General features: G+C 44.2%; 11 protein-coding genes and 1 riboswitch. Of the genes, 5 read left to right on the plus strand and 6 right to left on the minus strand.

All coding sequences use genetic code 11. The annotated features are described in order from the left end of the window. Positions 1-43: 43 nt before the first annotated feature. From FX988_RS07935 to FX988_RS07950, 4 genes are read right to left on the minus strand one after another with little or no spacing between them, the layout of a single operon-like run. Positions 44-1,513 carry a beta-mannanase man5E gene (locus tag FX988_RS07935; protein ID WP_254700756.1) on the minus strand — a complete coding sequence of 490 codons (1,470 nt, stop codon included), beginning with the start codon at positions 1,511-1,513 and terminating at the stop codon, positions 44-46. 54 nt (positions 1,514-1,567) lie between these two features. Beyond that, on the minus strand, positions 1,568-2,785 hold the full coding sequence (locus FX988_RS07940) for an AGE family epimerase/isomerase (protein ID WP_160179128.1): 1,218 nt from the start codon (positions 2,783-2,785) through the stop codon (positions 1,568-1,570). After that, a complete protein-coding gene (locus FX988_RS07945; RefSeq protein ID WP_160179129.1) occupies positions 2,782-3,960 on the minus strand; it encodes a glycosidase in 1,179 nt (392 codons plus the stop codon). Before FX988_RS07945 ends, FX988_RS07940 begins: the two co-directional genes overlap by 4 nt. A gap of 26 nt (positions 3,961-3,986) precedes the next feature. Beyond that, the gene (locus FX988_RS07950) at positions 3,987-5,852 is read right to left on the minus strand and encodes a sodium:solute symporter family protein (RefSeq protein ID WP_160179130.1); all 1,866 of its coding nucleotides are present in this window, start codon (positions 5,850-5,852) and stop codon (positions 3,987-3,989) included. Between the two features lie 275 nt (positions 5,853-6,127). On the opposite strand from FX988_RS07950, the gene FX988_RS07955 reads away from it, so the two are divergent. The 4 genes from FX988_RS07955 (at position 6,128) to FX988_RS07970 (ending at position 10,964) form a co-directional block, all read left to right on the plus strand. After that, positions 6,128-7,132 (plus strand): LacI family DNA-binding transcriptional regulator, encoded by a 1,005-nt coding sequence (locus FX988_RS07955; protein ID WP_160179131.1) that lies wholly within the window; start codon positions 6,128-6,130, stop codon positions 7,130-7,132. A gap of 84 nt (positions 7,133-7,216) precedes the next feature. Next, positions 7,217-8,437, plus strand: coding sequence for an AGE family epimerase/isomerase (locus FX988_RS07960; RefSeq protein WP_160179132.1), 1,221 nt, complete (start codon positions 7,217-7,219; stop codon positions 8,435-8,437). A 23-nt stretch (positions 8,438-8,460) separates the two neighbouring features. After that, a complete protein-coding gene (locus FX988_RS07965) occupies positions 8,461-10,305 on the plus strand; it encodes an arylsulfatase (RefSeq protein ID WP_160179133.1) in 1,845 nt (614 codons plus the stop codon). Positions 10,306-10,436: 131 nt separating this feature from the next. After that, complete coding sequence (locus FX988_RS07970; protein ID WP_160179134.1) at positions 10,437-10,964, plus strand: NUDIX hydrolase; 528 nt, start codon at positions 10,437-10,439, stop codon at positions 10,962-10,964. 410 nt (positions 10,965-11,374) lie between these two features. On the opposite strand, the gene FX988_RS07975 is transcribed toward FX988_RS07970, so the two are convergent. Both FX988_RS07975 and FX988_RS07980 read right to left on the minus strand, forming a co-directional pair. Beyond that, positions 11,375-14,488: a TonB-dependent receptor gene (locus tag FX988_RS07975; RefSeq protein ID WP_160179135.1), complete on the minus strand. Its 3,114-nt coding sequence runs from the start codon at positions 14,486-14,488 to the stop codon at positions 11,375-11,377. A gap of 141 nt (positions 14,489-14,629) precedes the next feature. Further along, positions 14,630-17,821, minus strand: coding sequence for a glycosyl hydrolase (locus FX988_RS07980; RefSeq protein WP_160179136.1), 3,192 nt, complete (start codon positions 17,819-17,821; stop codon positions 14,630-14,632). Positions 17,822-18,774: 953 nt separating this feature from the next. Further along, a riboswitch (cobalamin riboswitch) is annotated at positions 18,775-18,954 on the plus strand. Between the two features lie 169 nt (positions 18,955-19,123). Between FX988_RS07980 and FX988_RS07985 the strand changes: the two genes are divergently transcribed. Further along, positions 19,124-20,992, plus strand: a complete 1,869-nt coding sequence (locus tag FX988_RS07985; protein WP_160179137.1) for a TonB-dependent receptor plug domain-containing protein — start codon at positions 19,124-19,126, stop codon at positions 20,990-20,992. Positions 20,993-21,080 lie beyond the last annotated feature (88 nt).

Raw genomic sequence — 21,080 nt, forward strand, 5'->3', positions numbered from 1 at the left:
TAACGCATATATGTTAGCAATTGTAAGGCCTGAAGCACGGTCCTCAGTTCAAATGCACTGGTGAAATATAGAGAGACTGTACATTTGAAGGCTGTGACTCCCCAGACTCATTGATGCCGATAACACGATACAAATAAGTTTGGCCAACGTTGAGCTCGTCAGTATCGGTAAACAAATTATCGTGGCGAGAGTCATATTGGTTTTTCCCGTCACTTACCTCTTTAGCAATAACGTACCATTTTATGTCACTGGCAAGTTTCCGCTCAATTCTATACGCTCGAGCCACCGGAGAGCCCAACCAATTAACATGTCGAGCTTGAGAAATTTCGCGCAATGTTGGTGGCTCAGGTGACGGTAATACGCGAGATTTAACTTCTCCATTCATATTTGCTTGAGCTTGCCTTATAGTATCGATAACAGCAATTTCATCATTTTCTTTACCTGCTTCGAAGCCAGGCAAATGATAACTGTAGTACTCACTGTCGCCTTCTTTATGCCAATAAAAACCGCCGTTATGTCGCCGACCACGAAAGCCCCATATTAGCGCTCCAGATGCTTGCGCCCCGTTTACGTCACTTTTCACAGCGGCTTGCATAATTTCCTGAATTTGCTTAGTAGGTAGTAACCCAAACTCGCCAATAATGTAAACTTTCTTACCTTTTATTGAAACTAAGTCATCAATGATTGTTTGCGGTTTGTTGTTATGATTAACAGAGTAAAAATGATTGCTAATAATATCGATATTGGGGTCATTGACAGACGAACTTAGCACGCTTAAATAATTACCATCAACTACTAATTGTTTAGGTGCAAAACGCCGTATCAACGCTGCTGTTTCGGTAACAAAAGCAGATGTGCTGTCTTTTAATTCATTGCCAGTTTCCCATGCCATAATTGCTTTTTCTGCAGAGTATTTTCTGCCGGTGATCGTGTTGGTCCGGGTAACAACCTGTTGAATAATCGATTGATACGCCCGATAGGTTTTGCTTTTTGTATTATAAAAGTCATCTGCGCTTTCATCGTAAAAAGCAGCTAATTCAGCACGTCCCCCCCACCAGCTCCAGTGATCAATAAAAGGAATAATTAAACGTAAACCTTCTTCATCAGCGGTTGCCAACAAATTATCGAGTACCTGCATAGCCTTTTCATTCAACCTGGGCATTTCGTCCGCTTTGACTGGAGGCAAAATATGCACTTCGCGCTCACATGCCGCATCATCAGGCTGAGCTACCGATAGCACATATATTCGCGTAGCTTTATGACCGGTACGAACCAATGAGCGTACCCAGTTTTGCTGTTCTTCCTTCGTAGGCCATTTAAAATATTGTCCCCATCCACGCCGATCCTCTTTACATACACCGCGTTCATCATCTTCAATACGGTGTAGCTCTGGGGCATGTAAACCAGCAAAACGAAACGGCCTATCACCGTCTAGTAAACGGCTGCCATCTCGAGTGATAAAATGCTCGAAGTGGCAGTAGGCATGGCTGCTAACGAAATAAAAGCAAGCCATGAAAAACGCTTTTTTTAACATGTTATGTCACTCAAATTTGCTGTTGTATAGTCACTATTTTTCTAGCAGGTGCTGCAATTCCATCATTGCACGTCCATTGTGATATGGCGCTTTCCAAAAACCCGCTTTATAGATACGGCTTTGACTATCTTGATGATGGCTGGCTAGCCAATGCCATTCTCCATGGGTCGCGTCGATATGATAGCGCTGAATAAAGGACCAAATTGGTTGGCAAACCTCTTTAAACCCTTGGTTGCCAGTTAATGTAAAAGCATTCATAAAGCCAACGAGCGCTTCAGCCTGAACCCACCAATAACTCGTCTCTTTGCGTTGTCGCTCGTCAAAAATGAATTCGTCGCACAGCTGGCCTTCCTCTCCTATGGCCTCATCTAAGCACGCCTGTGCTAAACCAATCACCACAGGTTTTAACTGACTCATGACTCGTTTGTCCGCCAGAATTTTCGCTGACTCCCATAACAGCCAACTAGCTTCGATATCGTGCCCGTAAGAATAGGTTTGTGACTTATCCCGCCACTGCATATCGAAAAATAATTTAAGGTGAGTCGTTTTATGACAAACAATGTGATACTGAAACACCTCAATTACATGACGAAGTGCGTCTTCTGTTTGCGCGCTTTTGTGTACTTGATACAAAGCACTATAAGCTTCTAGTACATGTAAATGAGTATTCATTGATTTGGGGACGTTGAGATCTTTCTCGCTCAAGCGGTAATCACTGATGCTATTCCAATCCTGACTGAATGCCTCGATATAGCCTCCACACGTGGCGTCACGAGCATATTTCTCGACCAATTGAAAATAAACGAGTGCTTTCTCAAGTGCCGCTTTCTCTCCAGTTAAACGAAAATAACTGCACAACGCATATATACAAAAACACTGTGCGTAAGTTTGCTTTTTTGTTTCTACAACTGAACCATCAAACGCTAATTCCCAATATGCCCCTCCATTTTCAGTATCGTCAAAATGTTCAATCAGATAATTAAACGCTCGGGTAGCGAGTGAGTAATATGTAGGACTATTCTGTCGCAGGGCAATTTCACTGAAAAACCATAATATTCGACTATTTAAAATAATTCCCTTATTTGCTGTGGGCAACGCCTTGCCGACAAAGTCAATCTCGCCAAAGAAACCACCGTTTTCATAATCAACACTGTGTTCTACCCACCACTTAGCGATTTGGCTCAATTCACAATCGACCCCTTGGAGGTTGAAATGCATAGCAACATCTTCATCAGTTGCTGCAAGGCTCATAGTCCCCCCTCATTGGCAGCCGCCAAATCATAAATAGCTTGAACACTGCTGTGTGTAGTGAGCCCATCTTGCGGCGTGTTTAAACAATAATCTACTAGCTGAGCAACGGTCGAGGTGGCAACATGTAGACGTGTATCGCTTGAACCATAATAGATAAAAACTTGCTCACTCTTGTTAACAATCCAGCCGTTACTGAATACCACATTCGACACATCGCCAACACGCTCATCGCTTTCAGGAGCTAGTAAATAGCCGGCTGGCTTGTGAGTTATCACCCAAGGTTGCTGTAAATCGGTGATAAACATATACAACACATATCTTAAACCAGCGGCCGTATTGCGCACGCCATGGGCAAGATGCAGCCAACCACTTTCAGTTTTTATTGGTGCAGGCCCCTGTCCGTTTTTGACCTCAGAGATCGTATGATAAACCTTATGATCAATTATAGTTTCTTGCTCAACCTTGGCGGATTCCATTGAATCACACAGCCCCCATCCGATACCTCCTCCACCACCGACGCTGATAAAGCCATCTTGTGGTCGCGTGTACAACGCGTATTTCCCTTCAACGAACTCTGGATGTAGCACGACGTTCCGTTGCTGACCGCTGTAAGTCACCAAGTCCGGTAAACGCTGCCAATCAACCAAGTCTTTCGTGCGGGCTATACCACATTGAGCCACCGCAGCAGATGCATCGTCAGGCTGAGTATCATCTTTGCGTTCAGTACAAAATAATCCATATATATAACCGTCCTCATGGCGAGTCAGGCGCATATCGTAAATATTAGTATCGGGTTCTTCGCCGTCAGGCATATTGATCGGACGAGGCCAAAAGGTAAAACCATCAACACCGTTATCACTTTGTGCCACCGCGAAAAAGGATTTACGGTCGTTGCCTTCTACCCGAGCAACGACAGTGTATTTACCGTTAAAGTAAATCGATCCGGCGTTCAGCGTGGCATTAATTCCAATACGCTCCATAAAATAAGGATTGCGCGATTCATCAAAATCGTAGCGCCAAGTAAGTGGGGTATGAGCGGCTGTCAATATTGGGTTCTGCCAACGCTGAAATATTCCATTACTAAGCTGAGTAGGCTGATTCACTGCACTAAGCAGCGTTTCGTGATGGGCTTTAATATCCTTGACTCGGGCATGAAATAAGGTTTTGTCATTCATAAAAAGTGCTCTTGTTCGCATAAGTATTATTTCCCTTGCTGAGCAGGGGAAAACATAGAAGGTTGAGATGAAATTTTCTGCTCATGAGGTTCATCACTTAAGGTGTCCCACCACATGTATTTGAGCAGGATGCTAGAAATGATCGCCACAGCTGTGGCGATAGTTAACCCGCCCCAGTGCTGAATAACCAAGAAAATAGGCGCTGCAGTTAAACTGGTATGCCAAACAATCCCGATAAGCACATTCAGCGCATCTCGCTTGAATTCCTGATTCGGGCAGATGCTAGGATCGTCTTTTTGTACAGCAGCAATTATTGGGCCCCATAATCCCCATGGGCGAGTTTTTAAATAGAAGTTTTTCACGACTTCAATATCATCTGGTACGCTTATAAAACTGACAACAATGCAGGTCACCAAACAAGCCGCAAACATAAAGGGGAAGCTGTATAAAGGTGAAACGTCGGTGAACATCATAGGTATCGCCGCCAAAATGCCGGCGGACATACCAGCAAAATAAGCCATACCATTAAAGCGCCACCAATACCATTTCAATAAGTTAGACGCGGTATAGCCACCATATAAAGCGGATACCAACCACATTACGATAGCGTTTAGCGAGGGTATAAATAGTCCAATAGCTGTACCCAACACAATGAACACTACTGAGATTAAGTAACTCATACGCACGTATGTTTTAGCCGATGCATTAGGATTGATATATTGACGATAAATATCGTTAACTACATATGCAGGAGCTGCATTAGTGGTCGCCGCAAATGTTGACATAAAAGTAGCGAGCAACCCGGCGATGATAAGGCCTAATAAGCCGCTTGGAATAAAGTTCGCTAAGGTAAAAGGCAAAATCTGTTCAAAGTCAACATCCGGCCCCATAGCGTTTAACTGGGGCATGAAGTACACCAGAGCCAAAACCGCTAAGCCTGTGATCATCATATAACGGGGTACCAACAACACTAAACTCACAAAACCACTCATTTTGGCCGCTTCGCTTGGCGTTCTGGCAGACAATACACGCTGCATATCAAAGTTAGGTGCAGGACCCGCCATGCTTTGCAATATTCCTTTGAACAGGACCAACATAATGAACACTGAGAATAGCGACCAACCATCGCTGATGATGCGCTCGTTGGCTTGAGCTAAAAGTGAGCTCCAATCAAGATCCAGCTTCCAACCAAAAGCCATGCTGTCCCATCCATCAGGCGTGGCACGGGCCAACAGCTCTGGAGAGACTTTCATCATCGCCACAATTCCGATAGCAATGCAGGCAATTGTCATGATCACAAACTGCAATACTTCGGTAAAGACCACGCTGACCATACCTCCTTTAACCACGTAAAGAGAGGTTAAAACGGTCATAATTAAGCCGTAATAAATTTCATTGGTACGAGGGTCAACAGATAATTCCCAAGGTAGAAACGCAGCAGCGAACTTGCCAATCCCAATAAAACCATAGGCAAGAAATCCCAATACGCTTAGCAGGGCAAATAGCACCACAACAAAATGACTCAACGTCGCACCTTTGCCTTCACCAAAGCGAAATCTGATCCACTCAGCCCCTGTCATCACCCCAGATCGACGTAGCCAAATCGACAAAAATACCATCAAAAATATTTGGTTAAAACTTGGCCATAGCCAAGGGATATAGACGCTTTTAAGCCCATATATGAAGAGTAAATAAACCATCCACATGGTACCGCTGATATCAAACATGCCAGACGCGTTCGATAAACCCAGCAATTGCCATTTCAGTTTATTTCCTCCTAAGAAGTAACTTTGTACGTTTTTGCTTGCAGCTTTAGAGATATATAACCCTAGCGCCACAATGGCGAGCAAATAAGCAGCAATAATCGAAATATCTAGCGCAGATAGAATCATGAAACGGCTTTCCAGTTACTTTCATAGGAGTAACGTTTTTAAATAACAGTGATTAGATAACACAAACATAAAATGAACCGGTTCATTTATCAAGTTAAATTTTGTATTTTATTAACAACTGTTAAACTGAAAATTACTTTAATATAGTGATTTTCTGGCGTTAAACGCCAGATTAAGTAAACTGAACCCATATTAAATAAAGCACCTGATTGGCCTGCTCAATATCCAGGCCAAGGGACAATAAAATCCCAACATTCAGTTAGAAAGGCAGCATAGTGACAACCATCAGAGATGTGGCAAAAGAAGCAGGCTTATCCACGGGGACAATATCTAAAGCCCTTAGCCATCCAGAGCGGGTATCTAAAAAGAACTTGGAGAAAGTCGAAGCGGCAATTCAAAAGCTCAATTACAAACCTAATATGTTGGCGCAAAAATTTCGCAGCAAGACCGCGAACACCATAGTCGTCATGGTCCCTGACATTGCGAACTTGTTTTTCGCAAAAGTGATCAGTGGTATCGAGTCCGTGGCTCAACGCGCGGGGTATAACGTCTTGCTTGGCGATACCCGTGACTCATCGAAAAAAGAAAAAGACTTCATTCGTATGGTGGAAACGCGCCTTGCGGATGGGGTAATTAATCTACGTCCCTACAAAGAAAATGACTCCTTGTTACCAAAGACAGGTGTGTTCGCAGTTAGTGCCAGCAGTTGCGAGGGTACGCCCTACAGTTCGGTGCGTATCGATAATGCCGGCGCGGCAAATAAAGTGGTCAGCCATCTAATTCAGCAAGGGCATAAGCGTATTGGTGTGATTTCAGGGTTACACGAGAACCCGCACACTCGAGATCGCTTGAAAGGCTATATGCAGGCTCTAAGCTCTCATGGTATTGAATTTGATGAGTCATTAGTCATCGAAGGCGATTTTAATTATTGGTCCGGAATCAGTGCCGCCGAGCAATTCTACAATATGAAAAACTGTCCAAGCGCAGTTTTTTGCATGAATGATGAAATGGCTATTGCTGCTATGAAGGGCTTTATCGATAAAGGCTTACGGATCCCTCAAGATATTTCGATCACCGGTTTTGATGACATGGACGTATCTAAATATGTAGTACCAACGCTGACTACCGTAGCTCAACCTGCTGAAAAAATCGGAGAAAAATCAGCTGAGATGCTACTTGATATGATCCAAGGTAAAGTTACAGAGACCAAAGAGTACGTTTTCCCCTATGAGTTTATTATTCGTGAAAGCACCACTCGCTATACAGAAAAAGCAAAATAATAAAATTTCAAAGTAAAAATTGAACCGGTTCATTTTTTGTGTGATATTTAGCTCATATATTCATCCAAAGTAACGACCACAACAATGTTAACCGGTTCAAATAAATTTTGCTCTATCGACGATCAGCATGTTCTGTTGCGAGATACCATTCATCGCTTTGACAGTTGGATGGGTAATGATGTCCTACCCTATTGGGCACGAAATGGATTTATGCCGAATGGCAGTGCCATTGAAGGATTCCTAGCAAATGGTCAAGCTGACCTTAGTGCAAACAAACGTATTCGAGTACAAGCTAGACAAATGTTTTGTTGCGCCTATGCAAGTAAACAAGGATGGTTAGATGATGCTATGTTCAGGGTCAGTCAGCTTGATTCTTTTGTTCAACGCCACGCTGAAATTAATCAAAGCGGTATGTTCTGCCATATTCTCGACCACGAGGATAAGATCATCAATGAGAATGTCGACTTGTATGACTGCGCATTCTTCCTGCTCGCTTACGCTTGGCGCTATGCAGTGTTTAGCGATTTACATGCGCTGTATAAAGCTAACCAACTGATTGACAGCATCGAGGTAAAACTAAAAGGTTCCTCAGCAGGGTGGTTAGAAGGCAGTTATTCTTACCAGTGTCGTCGCCAAAATCCACATATGCATTTGTTTGAAGCGTTTTTAGCCTTGTACCAAGCGACTCAAGATGCAAAGTGGTTAGGATACGCTGGTGAAATTTTCGGCCTGTTCGAAAATGTATTTTATGATCACAAACACGGCGTGGTACGCGAATTTTTTAGTCATAACTGGCAGTTATCCACGACTAAGGGCGATATCATCGAGCCGGGCCACATGATGGAATGGGTTTGGTTACTTCAGGAATACCACAAATATACAAATAAGCCAGTAGCACAATATTGCCACGCGCTTTACCGCAATGCCCTGTTGCTGGGTTTAACAAAGGCAGACCCTCAAGCCCACAGCGAGAAGCACCGTGACGATAATTGTTGGAGGTCCTTGTTGCTTGATCAAGTAGATTTGAAAACAGGGGAATCATCACAAACTAAACGTTGCTGGCCAATGACCGAATGGATAAAAGCCAGTTTAGCAATGGCGCGCACTGTCCCGACCCCTAATCCCTATTTAGACGATGCGCGTATCGCCATTGAAAATTTACTGCACCATTTTATCAACCCACAACAGCCCTCTTTGTACGTTGATCAACTTGATGCCAATAATCAGGTTATTAACGCCTCAGCCCCAGCAAGCACCTTGTATCACTTGTTTATGGCGCACGCTGAAGCACGGCAGTTTTTGTGAATCTAAATATAAGGAATTTGAACATGCAACCAATCGCTTATTTTTGCGCCATAGTACTGCTTTTTTCCAGTCATATTCTCTATGCTGAACCCGAGCACTCCCGCCCAAACATAGTACTTATCACTGCTGATGATCTAGGCTTTGACGATCTGTCTATACACGCATCACCTTATATCAGTACACCAAACATAGACCGGTTAGCCCGTGAGTCAGTGCGCTTTAGTGACTTCACAGTAACGCCTGTATGCTCTACCACCCGTGCGGCGCTGCTCAGTGGCAGAGATCCTTATAAAACAGGCGTATCGGGAGTTCACGGCGGACGAGATTTCATGGCAAGAGACGAAGTTTTAATGTCAGATATTCTGCTTAATGCTGGCTATAAAACAGGCACTTGGGGAAAATGGCATATAGGCAAGACCAATGGTTATTTTCCTTGGGACCGAGGTTTTGACGAAGGTTACTATGCAGAGCTTTATCAACACCAAAACAGCTTTGGCTGGTTGAATGGAAAAAAGGTCACCCATCAAAAATGGGCTTCCGAAGTGGTCACAGATTATGCTATTGATTTCATTGAGAGAAACCAAACCACACCTTTTTTTGCCTACGTAAGTTACTTAGCACCGCACGAACCGTGGGTTGCCCCAAAAAAATTCAGCGACCCTTTAATAAAACAAGGATTACGTCCAGCTATCGCTAATTTATATGGCATGGTAAATGAAATGGATGAACAAATAGGTCGGTTACTCGCTCGTCTAGATGCCCTTAATTTATCTGACAACACTGTAGTCATTTTCCTTAGCGATAATGGTCCCTGGTGGGACTCAAGTAATGCCGGCGCAATGCTAAAAGAGGAGTGGTACCAACGTAATCCATCAAAACTGAAAGGTAATAAGGGACAGTCTTGGCAAAATGGTATCAAGTCTCCACTTTTTATACGTTGGAAAGATCACTGGCAGGCCCGTGATGTGCCTAGGTATGTTGATGTAAAAGACATACTTCCCACACTCACCGAACTAACCCAAGCTAAATTACCAGCTACACACAAAGGGTTTGATGGGCTGTCGTTCCTGAATTACCTAACCGGTGAGATCAAAGGTGACAACAATCGAGAGACATATATTGCTTCACATGATGTTAACGTTGACTTACCCAATTTCAACCAATGGACCCCAATTGATCGCAAAGCAAAAGCGGCCATGCATTTCGCCAACCAAACAATTGGATTGCGAACAGAGCAATACAAGCTACTCCTAAACCCTGCAGCAGATAGGCCGCAATACCCACAAGCGACCAAAAGCTACCTGTTGTTTGATATGCAACAAGATCCTCTTGAGAGTCACAATATCGTTACGGAAAAGCCTGTTGTAGCTAAGAGTATGATCAGTAAGTTAAAAGCAAAATTTGATGAGATACACGACGACCCTGCGAGCTTCAGACCCCCCGTCTATCAAATTACCAACCAAGCCAGTCTGGTAAATGGCTTTGGCCCTGCGGCAACATCTGTAAATGTGCTGAGCAAGCCGCACCATCTAAGTAACTTAAAGCAACCTGGGGATTTTGCCCGTTACCACATTGACGTAATGAGCGCAGGGAACTATGACCTCTACATTCAGCAAGACAACACCGACAGTGCTGGACTTGAGATTTCTATAGAGCTAAATGAGCAAAAGATAACCACAGAATTAAATGGACTAGAAAACCAACTCATTGGCACGTTAAAACTCACACCTAGCGATACTGAATTCACACTGAAAGTAGTTGCAAACAACAGTATTAAACCTTGGACCAGTATAAGTGGACTGCGCAGATTCATATTTGTACCCGACGGTAAACAGAGCTCTTTCAGTGCGATTTCAAATCCTTATTAGAAAGATCACCGAATGTACGCCTATCACCTTTTTGACCGCCGTCGTCCCTAAGTAAAGGACGACGCTCAAAAGCATCTTTGTATATAATCACTAAACACCAGAAGTAATATTCACATCAAGAGTAGATTGTTATGCAGCTCCCTTCCCCTGAGATATTCCGCTACTGTCCTAATTGTAAAAGCGAAAAGATAACGCTTATCGAAGGCGCTCGTTTTATTTGTGCACACTGCCAATTTACTTACTTTCACAACACTGCTAGTGCCGTTGCGGCTATCATTTTAGTACAGGATGAAATATTGCTTACCAGAAGAGCAAACGAGCCAAGTAAAGGGAAGCTCGACCTACCAGGTGGTTTTGTAGATCATGATGAAGGACTAGAGCAAGCTCTGGCTCGAGAGATTTATGAAGAACTTAGCCTCGACATAGAAAATTGGCATTATTTTGCTTCCTTTCCGAATCAGTATTTATACAAAAATATTAATTATCACACCTGTGATACGATATTTGTAACGACCCTACCTCAAAAACCGCGGTTATCAATCCAGCACAGCGAAATAGCTCAAGCTCAGTTTTATTCTCTTGCAAGCCTAACAATTGATGAAATCGCCTTTGATTCAGTACGTAGTGCCATTAAAAAGCTGCTAACACGCAAAAGGTGAAGATCAATATCTATCTTCTTAACAAGTCTGTTTTTATCTCTACGCGTTCAGCCATATCCTTAGAGCGCTAGACAGCAAAAAGCCCCTTTTAATCAGAGATTAAAAGGGGCTTTTTCAACTTCTCGCTATTCTAATACCTATTCGCATTGATAAATCCCCTCCCAGAATGCGTCCAGCGTTTTTTGATTAATGCATCGCTATGTAGTAAGGGTTGCTTCCTTTCACATAGTGAAATATTTCAAATAATGATAACGCAGAGCAAAAGCCTCTGGGGCATTTCTCGCAGGCCAGTTTTAAAGAACTTACACTTCATTGCATGACTTGGAAACAGAACAACCATTCATTCAGTCATGCACCTTATTTACGCTCTCGCTGAGTGGTCACTTATTAACATACAATGCTACGAAAGGTTAAAAACGATATTGAGCACCTAGTGTGAATCGACGCTCATTAATGTAGCGCTTATCAATTAAATCTTCCCATTGTAGATAGGTATCTCGCGTCTCTTCCGTTAGGTTAGTGCCTTGCAACGACACTGATAAGTTCTCGTTGAAATCATAACTAACAGACGCATCAAGATATAATGTCGGTTCGATAAATTTCGCTAGTTCATAGCTACCTAAGCGACGTACAGACATAAAGGTTTTACTGCGATAATTAGCCGCAATACGCCCTTGTAACGCGTCGTCTTCGTACCAAAGAGCAAAGTTTGCTTGATGCTCTGAATTATCGAGCATTGGTGTACTCTCACCATAATAATCGGTATCACCACTTTCACTCGGCGAGTAAGTATAGTTAGCGGTAATGCCAAAGTTTCGCCAGATACCGTCTAAGAAATCAAAGCCTTGCTGATAGCCGATCTCAATTCCTTTTACGCTACCGCCGTCCACATTGCCTTTAGTTGTTGTAGGTACGGTACCGGTAAATTCCCCAGTCTCTAGGTTATAACCTCGAACAACACCGTCACTGTCTTCAAGCGCAAGCTGCACAGTGGTATTTCCGATAAATGACTCTATGTCGATATAAAACGCCGCTACACTCAACATGCCCGACTCACTAAAATACCACTCATATGAAACGTCGTAATTGGTTGAACGCCATGGGTCAAGTTGCGGGTTACCTTGTTGCGTAGCTTGAGTTGCACAGAAAATACTGGTGCCGTCTGGCTCCTGCAGGTCACACGCTAACACTCGTGTCACGTTTATCCCACCTGCTAAATTGTTAGTGTCATGCGGTGTCACGGTTTTACTGTATGAAAAACGCAATATTTGCTCATCTGTTAAGTTGAGCGACAAATTAACAGAAGGCAAAACGTCGGAGTATTCACGCTCAGTATTAAGCAATGCTGCCGTAGGTGGTAACATCCCTAATGCACCAGATAAAATATAAGACACACCGTTATAAGTTGCAGTGCCACTAGTACCGAGTTCAGATTGGTTAATGTCTAGCTCAGTCTTCACATAACGCAGACCTACGTTTCCTCGGTAAGACATTTCACCTAACTCACCATCAAGGTTTAACTGGACATAGGCTTCACTATTTTTTTCGGTTAAGTCGTAGGAGTTTGCGCCATCTGGAGACTGAATATTTTGCCCGTACACCTCGTTGTGCCACGCCAGCGGGTCTGACATTTTATCAGGGTCAACAAAATACAAAGTGCCTAAGCCGCTTGCCCCTTGAAAATCACTTAATTGCGTAATGAGGCCCTTTTGATCTAATGATTCAAATGAAATGGGATCAATAAACGATTCTAACGTTTCCGGTGCCTGACTCGCACTGTCCTTCCAACGTGATAAAAATGCATCACCATATTGATTGGTTCGCGCCACACCGCCTATCCATGACAATTGTGTTACATCCCGCTTACCGTAACGGATCCCGAATTCACTAGAAACAACTGGCCCAAGATCATCGAACACGTACTTACCGTCTAAGCGCAGCACGTCTAATTCAGCTTCTTTTTGTGCACCGGTTAAATTCGCTGATGTCGCCGAATAACGAGCTATATTACTGCCAAATATCTCGTTAACTTCTTGTCCATCTATAATATGCGTAGTAGGTAAATCCCATACTTGACTAGATCCTGTATATTCAATACCAATCGGGATCATGGTGAAGTCTTCGACCTCTGTGCCGTCTGGTAGTTGAGCGAACTGACCATCATAACCCCACGGGTTTACATCGCTCAGGGCTACGCCGCCCTCACCTTTATAGGTTGCATTTACTTGTGAACCGCTATTTATGTATGAATCTACAACACTTAACGCATTGTCATCAGTCGCTTTGCCGTGCACCCAACGCACCGACCCAGAAAGGTTGTCCGTCAAATCAAAATTTAACTCAAGGTTAGTATTTAATGCCTCGCGATCGATAGCGTTTGCTTCAGAATGCGCCATATTGCGCCTTGATTGTAACACCCCAGCGCTAAACGAATTAAAGCTACCAGGCAGTGTATTAATACTGCCATCAGCATTTTTCGTTTGATGCGGATGTGCTGTAAAACCGCTGGAGGTCGGGGTGAACCAACCTGTCACCCCCTGCCACGCTTGAGCCGCAATAAATGCTGCTTGAGTTTGTAATTCATCCATCTGCGTGTAAAAAACATCGGCGACTAGTTCTACGCGATCAGCTACTTGCCACTGAAATGAACCATTTACACCCACGCGATCCCGTGCAATATATTGATTAGCCGCTTGGTGCCCTTGAAATGCATAATACGTATCGTCGGTATTACCATTTCCATTGGCATCAACGTTATTTTGCGCAAAGGTTGAAGCTTCAGTTGCTGCAAACCCCCAATCATTACCCGTAGATCCGATAACATAATCTGCTAAGTTTTTATTTGAAACGGATACGTTTAAAGTAAAACCAAAATCGCGATCATGATTGTATCCAAAGAAGGCTGAGACTAGTTCGTCTGTTTCATCACCCATAGAGCCATCGGTCAATTCAGCTTTTGCATTAAAGGTAAAACCGTCATCAAGCTTAAATGGTCGGTAGGTTTTAAGATCAATAACCCCAGACGTGCCAGACGAAATTTGTTTTGCTTCACGAGATTTGTATACATCCAAACCAGATACCATAGTTGACGGGATATCCGTAAAATTAGGCTGTACAGTGGTAACTGCGCTAGCAGAGAGCATCTGTTCTCCGTTAAGCGTCGTCCCCACTTGACCGACACCACGGATATTTACCGAGGTCCCCTCCCCGCCTGAGCGATTTATTTGCACACCTGTGATTCGTTGCAGGGAATCAGCGATAGTGACGTCAGGCAGTTTTCCGATGTCAGTTGCAGTAATGGAGTCAGTGATAGTATTTGAGAAACGCTTGTTGTTCATCGATTGGATCAATGAACTCTTTAGACCACGAACTTCAATCACTTCAAGCGCGTCATCAGGTTGAGTGGCTGACGCTTCAACTTCTTGCGCATGCACAGTAAAGACTGAATTCAATAGACCGAGTCCTACGCATATAGCCAGTTTTTGCTTGTTAAAATTTCGCTTAGTGTGTTGTATGTGGTTCATAAAAATATCCTTAACCTCTGAATTCTTAAGCACAAGTAGTGCTGTGCTAATTGATGCGCGATATTGTCGTCGGCACATTCACTGCTGTTTGTTCGCCGCGATGCTTATTAAGGTCGGTCACGGCAGCCATGCCACTTGGGCTTATTGGGTAAACTTCACATCGTCGATAAAAAATGTACCGTCAGTGTCACTTAACCCCTGAAACTGCACACCAAATCCTTGAATTTCTGTTAAATCGGCAATATCTAAACTCAGTTGGGTACCTTGAGCGGTCATGGGCACAGCCCCTGCATCTCGCCATGTACCGTCTTTATCCTTAGCCCATAACTTAGCCGTTGCTGTGCTACTGGCACCCGGTATAAAGGCTGTGAGCGTTAAGGCTGTAACCTCATCGCCCAATAGCACACCACCTAGGGGATAATTCTGTATAACGACCTCATCACTATCAGCAATCTGCACCGCACCAGCCAATGAGTATTTCCCACTTGCCGTCCATTCGGTGGAACGCTGTAAGCCAGATGCTGGAACCCAATTTACTTGCAACTCAAAGCCGCTAGTATCTTCAAAGCTCATAATGTTAGCGCCGTCCAATTGAATATTATCGATATAAAATTTAGCGTTTGTAGCTGCGCTATCAACAGAATTAAAACGCACTCCCAAACCATCTATTTGTGCAATCTCTGCCACATCGATCGATAACTCCACACCGTCAGCCCCAACTGCCACCGCATCGGGCCAACTTTCGACGCCGTCTGGCGCTTTAAAGAAAATATGGGCATCTGTAGCGGCACCGGAATCGGTAGTATAAGCGTGTAACGTAAGCGTCGACTTATCCGCTACGTCAATTCCACCTTCAGGGTACGTTTGCATCACTACATTCTCTGAGACACCCAGCGCCGACAAGTCTTTTATGAAGGCCAAAGATTGCGCACCATCGCTTGACCAGTCTCGCGATAACGTAATACCAGAGGTGTTGCTCCAATTTACCTGCGCTGCCCATCCCATCGGATCCGGCTCAAAGTCATAGATTTGGTTGCCATCTAGGCGCACGTCATCAATGAGATATTGTGCCTCAGTAGCTGTGCCATCTAGCCCTTGAAAGCGCACGCCTAAACCAGTAATTAAATCGATGTCAGTGGTGTCAATCGTCAGCTCAGTGCCGCCCTCAGATACCGCTACCGCCTCTGGCCAACTCTCTACGCCATCAGGCGCTTTGAAAAATATATGCGCGTTGACATTTGTGCCTGCATTAATAGCATTTACCTTGATACTTAAGGTACCGACGTCAGTTACATCTATACCGTTTGCTGGATAGGTCTGAAATACAACATTGTCTAGCGCATCAGCCTGAGTCATGTCTTTGCTTAATACGAGGGAGTTTTGCCCACTAGCGGCCCAGTTCGTGCTGGTAGTTATCCCGTCAGTAGGGGACCAATTCAATTGTGCTTCCCAGCCATACACGTCCGATTCAAAGTTAGCAAAAGTGCCACTGACTTTTTGTCGCCCTCCGGGTAAGTCTGCTAGATTGATGACACCGTCATAGTCGTAATTTTCATCAATTTCTACTGGGTCAGCTCCTTGGGGGCCAATGACAGAGTCGCTGTTCCAGGTTTCAGAGTTCCAGGTTATGAAAAACGACCACCAAGCATTTTGTTCGTGCATCAAGGCCACATCAGGAATGGTGCCTGTTTCTGTTAATGCCACCAGCTTTTTGCCATCGAATCGTTCCTTAAGAGTGGAGTACTGGCTAGTAAACGTTAACGTATTGTCATTTTTTGGCTCGCCGTACCCGTCAAACCCGACAATATCGACGTACTCATCTCCTGGGTACCAATCTTCGGACAAGCCATCTGTGTGAGTGAATACCCAGATAAGGTTATTTAATCCGTGCATATCGGTCATACGTTGATACATTAACATCCATAGTTTTTTGTATTCGCTGGCTCCCTGATCGCCCCACCAGAACCAACCACCTTCCGCTTCATGCAATGGGCGCCAAATTACTGGGATGCCTGCATCAGCTAGCTTTTTAAGTTCTGTAGCAACCGTATCTATGTCGTCCAACAACGCAGCGTAATCTGCACCATCGGGATCAGCTAAGGCAGCGGCAAAATTGAAGGTCGTGCTATCCGTATAGAAGCTACCATCTCCCGTGCCCGCATTGCCGCTAGGAGCCCGCCAATGAAAAAGTGCAGATAATATGACATTTTGATTTTTGTGCGCGGTAATCATCGCCTCTGTGAGGCCTTCGGCACTGCCATCAGCCCCCGCATAAGAAGCAGAATAATTCATGTAGTCAAACGCTACGATAGCGGGAGCGTCATCGCCTGTGGCCTGAATGATTTTGTTGGTTTCAGTAAGTGGAAAGTCATCATCAACTTTACGCGGGAATTCCGTCTGACCGGAGAGGGTCGCTTTAGCGTAGTTTTCGCTAAGCAAACTCATTAATGCAAGGGCTTCATCGCTGGCATTCGCGTTAACTAATGTTGGTGCAACTGGCAAAGGTTCAGCGGGTGCTGCAGCAGGGATAAGAGAAATACCGTCGATACGATAATAGTTCCACCCCCCTCCAACCTCGATAGTGTTCTCACCGTCGGTTAGTTTAACAACACCGACACGTAGCTCTTCCCACTGCCCTGTCGCACTAAACTCAAAATCATACGTGACACCGTTGACAATGGCCGATGCCATCTTTCCACCGTAGTCTGTAGGGATCAAATAACGCACGTTTAACGTGTAGAAACCCACTTGATCGTCAATATTAAAAGTTACCGACATACCTGGCTCTATATCCGCAGTATGGGTATCGTTCATCGCTCCCGCGACGAACATATCATCACCTTCAACGACTAAGGTCGCACCGTTTAACGTTGCGCTATCAGCACTTACATCTAGTGTGATGACAGAGTCTGGGTCAAACACTGTAATTTCAACGATATCAACAATCGCCTCACCATCTTCATTGGTCGCAGCGCTGCCATCTGCATTTATAGCCGCGATCTGAAACACTAATTTGTCAGAGCGAATGCTATCTGGAACTGAAAACGTTAATGTTGCAGCGCTCGGGTCTGTAATCGAAACCGCAGTTCCGCTGATTTGGCTCCAAACTACAGTTTGTCCGTCAGTTGTCCCCACCAATCGACCAGAAATCGTCACATCATCACCGGGTTTCACTTCAATATCAGCAGGAGCAATAACGTCTAAGGGGCGAGACTCAGGTACGTAAGTAGCCGATTCGGTATTGAGACTCTCACCTCCTAAGCAGCCACTTAACCCTAGGGCAACCGACACTCCCAATACACAGCGAGAGAATGAATTACTTTGATTAAACATAAGGACTCTTACCTCAATTTTTCTATTTATTTATTCGTTCTATTAAAGGGATTGCCGACTACGTCAATACTGTGTGCTAAGCATATTTTCTGACTCGGCAATTATTCGATAACAAAATGAACCGGTTCATTTTTATCTTATAAAAAAACCGGAAACTCATACTGCAATGGGTGAACCGGTTTAACAATTATGGTTAATTTAATGTTAAACAAAGTGAAAAACAACCTTTTTTTAACTAATATTTAACCTGCGATAAAAATGGTTAATATCATATCCCTCATATTTGAATTGATATAAACAGCTGTAAGCCAACACCAAATAGCAGAAGGTACATACAAGAATGCTCTTAGCTTTGTAAGCTAGGGTTGTAAGCAAATCGGATACAGGCGATAAAGCGAGTCCCTCTCTAGGTGTTCCCTAGAAACGCCTTTATCTAATTTCAACCTCCTCACGAAACCTCCGGAAACTAACGCTCCCGACCAACTAATTTAACTAACGCACAAGATACCGAACCGATTTTGTCATGGGTGTCTCAATAACGATTTCCAAACCATCTTGTTATGGGGTGTCTCGATAACGATTTTAACTAACGCACAAGATACCGAACCGATTTTGTCGCGGGTGTCTCGATAACAATTTCCACAACATCTTGTTATGGGTGTCTTGATAACGATTTTTGTCATGGGTGTCTCAATAACGATTTCCAAACCATCTTGTTATGGGGTGTCTCGATAACGATTTTAACTAACGCACAAGATACCGAACCGATTTTGTCGCGGGTGTCTCGATAACAATTTCCACAACATCTTGTTATGGGTGTCTTGATAACGATTTCTCAAACCATCTTGTCATGGGTGTCTTGATAACAAGTCCTTTAAATATTTTCGTGGCGGTATGCATTAACGGCTGGTTTGAGGCCTTATTCATTGACTTTATAGCCCAGTGTTTGTATGGTCTCGGCCGCTATTCTAGGTGCCTGTTGGTTGTGAGCCATTTCAACTGAACAGGGTAAACGGGAAGTATGGTGTTACTAGACGAAATATGGCTGTCTAGGTGAATCCATCGCTGCCCCCGCAACGGTACGCATCCATTGAGATGCCAGCCCGACACCGGCCTACGAACTAGTTATTTACGGATGAAGCGGAGGGCTTCATTAGAATGCACCTATCAAATTAACTTGCTGGCTGATGTGGTTTTGACGTTATTTGTCGTCACTTCACTGTATATCTCTGCAAAGTTACTATAATTCACGCATTTTACCCCTCCTTCGATCGTTAACTTTTTTCAGATTGAGGAACACACATGCAACACCGCCCATTGGCTATCGCTATTTCGTTTGCCCTAGCCGCAAGCCCAACTATCGCACAAACCACTGACACAGCGCCGACAAGTCAAGCTAATCAAACTGACAGTAACCTAGAGCGCATGGTCGTAGTATCAAGCCGCGTGGCTATGCCCATTCGTGAAGTCGCTACCTCTGTATCCGTAATGACCCGAGACGAAATTGAAACCCGTGGCTATGCAAATCTAGCCGATGTACTACGTACTCAGCCCTCGATCACTGTTACAAGTAATGGTAGCGCCGGATCAACAACCAGCCTGCGAATTCGTGGTGAAGAAGGCTACCGCACCCAAGTTCGTATCGATGGCGTCGAGGTGTCAGATCCAACAGGCACACAAGTCGGCCCTAACTTTGGTCAAATACAAAGTAGCAACATCAACCGCGTTGAAATACTCCGTGGTAGCCAAGGTTTAGTGTATGGTGCTGATGCTGGTGGCGTGATCAACATCGAAACCGCGAATGGCGTGGGCGCACCGTCAGGTCAATTATCTGCAGAATATGGGCGTTACAACGCGACCAATTTAGCCGCTGACGTGGGTGGTTCAACCGATAAATTCGATTACTACCTTGCCGCATCTGATTTCTCAACCGATGGCTTTAACTCTCGCGTAACAACGCTTGAAAACCAAGATGATGACGGATACGACAACACTACATTACACACTCGCTTAGGTTATCAAGTGAATGAACAGATGAAGCTGAATTTTGTTGCACGAAACACCAATGCAGAAGGTGAATATGATTCGTGTTTTGGTGCAGCCGGCTCTACAAATGACTGTGAAAATGAGTTTGACCAAACAGATTTACGCGTAAGCGCTAACTACTCCACAAACACTTCAGAACATCAATTTTCACTGGCTAAAAGCTTCATCGAGCGCGAGTTTATCACCGAGGGCCTATCTAGCTTTGATACCAAAGGTACCGTTGAACGTGCTGAATATCTTGGCAGTACAGAGTTAAATCAAAATGCCAACTTAGTCTACGGCATCGACTGGAAACAAGAAAAAATCACTAGTGATGATGATAGCCGCACTCAGCGCGGTTACTATCTTGAATACCAGAGTGAAGTCATCAGTAACCTCTTTGTTACTGCTGGCGTTCGTCATGACGACAATGAAGATTTTGGCGAGCATACCAGTTATCGTTTGAGCAGTGCCTATATATGGGCAGTTGGTAATAACGAATTAAAACTTCGAGGTGCTTACGGTACTGGTTTTAGAGCACCGAGTTTAAGTGAAATCGCTTACAACACAGGTCCTTTCTCTAGCGCGCCCGCCTCTGAAGTGGATTTAAAAGAAGAGACCACCAAAGGCTATGAAGTAGGTTTGACGTACACACTGGCCTCGGGTTCGAAGTTTGAAGCCACCTACTTTGATCAAAAGATAGAAGACAGCATCTATTTTGATCTCGCTGCCTTTTCAGGTTACTTACAAGATTTAGGCGAAAGCACTTCTGAGGGAATTGAGCTGATCGCTGATATTGCAATCACCGATACCATTGGTGTTAGCGCCAACTACACCTACAACGACACCGAAGATACTGCTGGCGATCAGCGCCGCCGTCGCCCGCGCAACTCAGGCAGCATAAGCGTATTTTACGATAACAACACATGGAAGTTAGCCGCTAGCCTACGCTCATCTCATGACTCAGTTGATGGCGTTGAACTAAAAGGCTATGAAGTGGTTGATGTGAGCGCTCGTTACTCGGTTAATAAAAACCTTAGTCTAAGCGCGCGTTTAGAAAACGCATTTGATGCCAACTATCAAGACATTGCTACCTATAATACATCGGGCGCAGCGGGTTACATTGGCGCGCAATATCAGTTTTAATGCCATTGCACGTTAATAAGTGAGCTCGCAACGAGAAGATAAAAGGGATGCCACGGCGTCCCTTTTTGTTGAGTATCGCGCTTATACC

Source organism: Paraglaciecola mesophila, from assembly GCF_009906955.1.
Taxonomy (GTDB): domain Bacteria; phylum Pseudomonadota; class Gammaproteobacteria; order Enterobacterales; family Alteromonadaceae; genus Paraglaciecola; species Paraglaciecola mesophila_A.

Excerpts from the sequence above, each read along its gene's own strand:
- FX988_RS07935 (WP_254700756.1), bottom strand. The coding sequence starts at position 1,513 with ATGGCTTGCTTTTATTTCGTTAGCAGCCATGCCTACTGCCACTTCGAG.
- FX988_RS07940 (WP_160179128.1), bottom strand. The coding sequence starts at position 2,785 with ATGAGCCTTGCAGCAACTGATGAAGATGTTGCTATGCATTTCAACCTC.
- FX988_RS07945 (WP_160179129.1), bottom strand. The coding sequence starts at position 3,960 with ATGAATGACAAAACCTTATTTCATGCCCGAGTCAAGGATATTAAAGCC.
- FX988_RS07950 (WP_160179130.1), bottom strand. The coding sequence starts at position 5,852 with ATGATTCTATCTGCGCTAGATATTTCGATTATTGCTGCTTATTTGCTC.
- FX988_RS07960 (WP_160179132.1), top strand. The coding sequence starts at position 7,217 with ATGTTAACCGGTTCAAATAAATTTTGCTCTATCGACGATCAGCATGTT.
- FX988_RS07965 (WP_160179133.1), top strand. The coding sequence starts at position 8,461 with ATGCAACCAATCGCTTATTTTTGCGCCATAGTACTGCTTTTTTCCAGT.
- FX988_RS07970 (WP_160179134.1), top strand. The coding sequence starts at position 10,437 with ATGCAGCTCCCTTCCCCTGAGATATTCCGCTACTGTCCTAATTGTAAA.
- FX988_RS07975 (WP_160179135.1), bottom strand. The coding sequence starts at position 14,488 with ATGAACCACATACAACACACTAAGCGAAATTTTAACAAGCAAAAACTG.
- FX988_RS07980 (WP_160179136.1), bottom strand. The coding sequence starts at position 17,821 with ATGTTTAATCAAAGTAATTCATTCTCTCGCTGTGTATTGGGAGTGTCG.
- FX988_RS07985 (WP_160179137.1), top strand. The coding sequence starts at position 19,124 with ATGCAACACCGCCCATTGGCTATCGCTATTTCGTTTGCCCTAGCCGCA.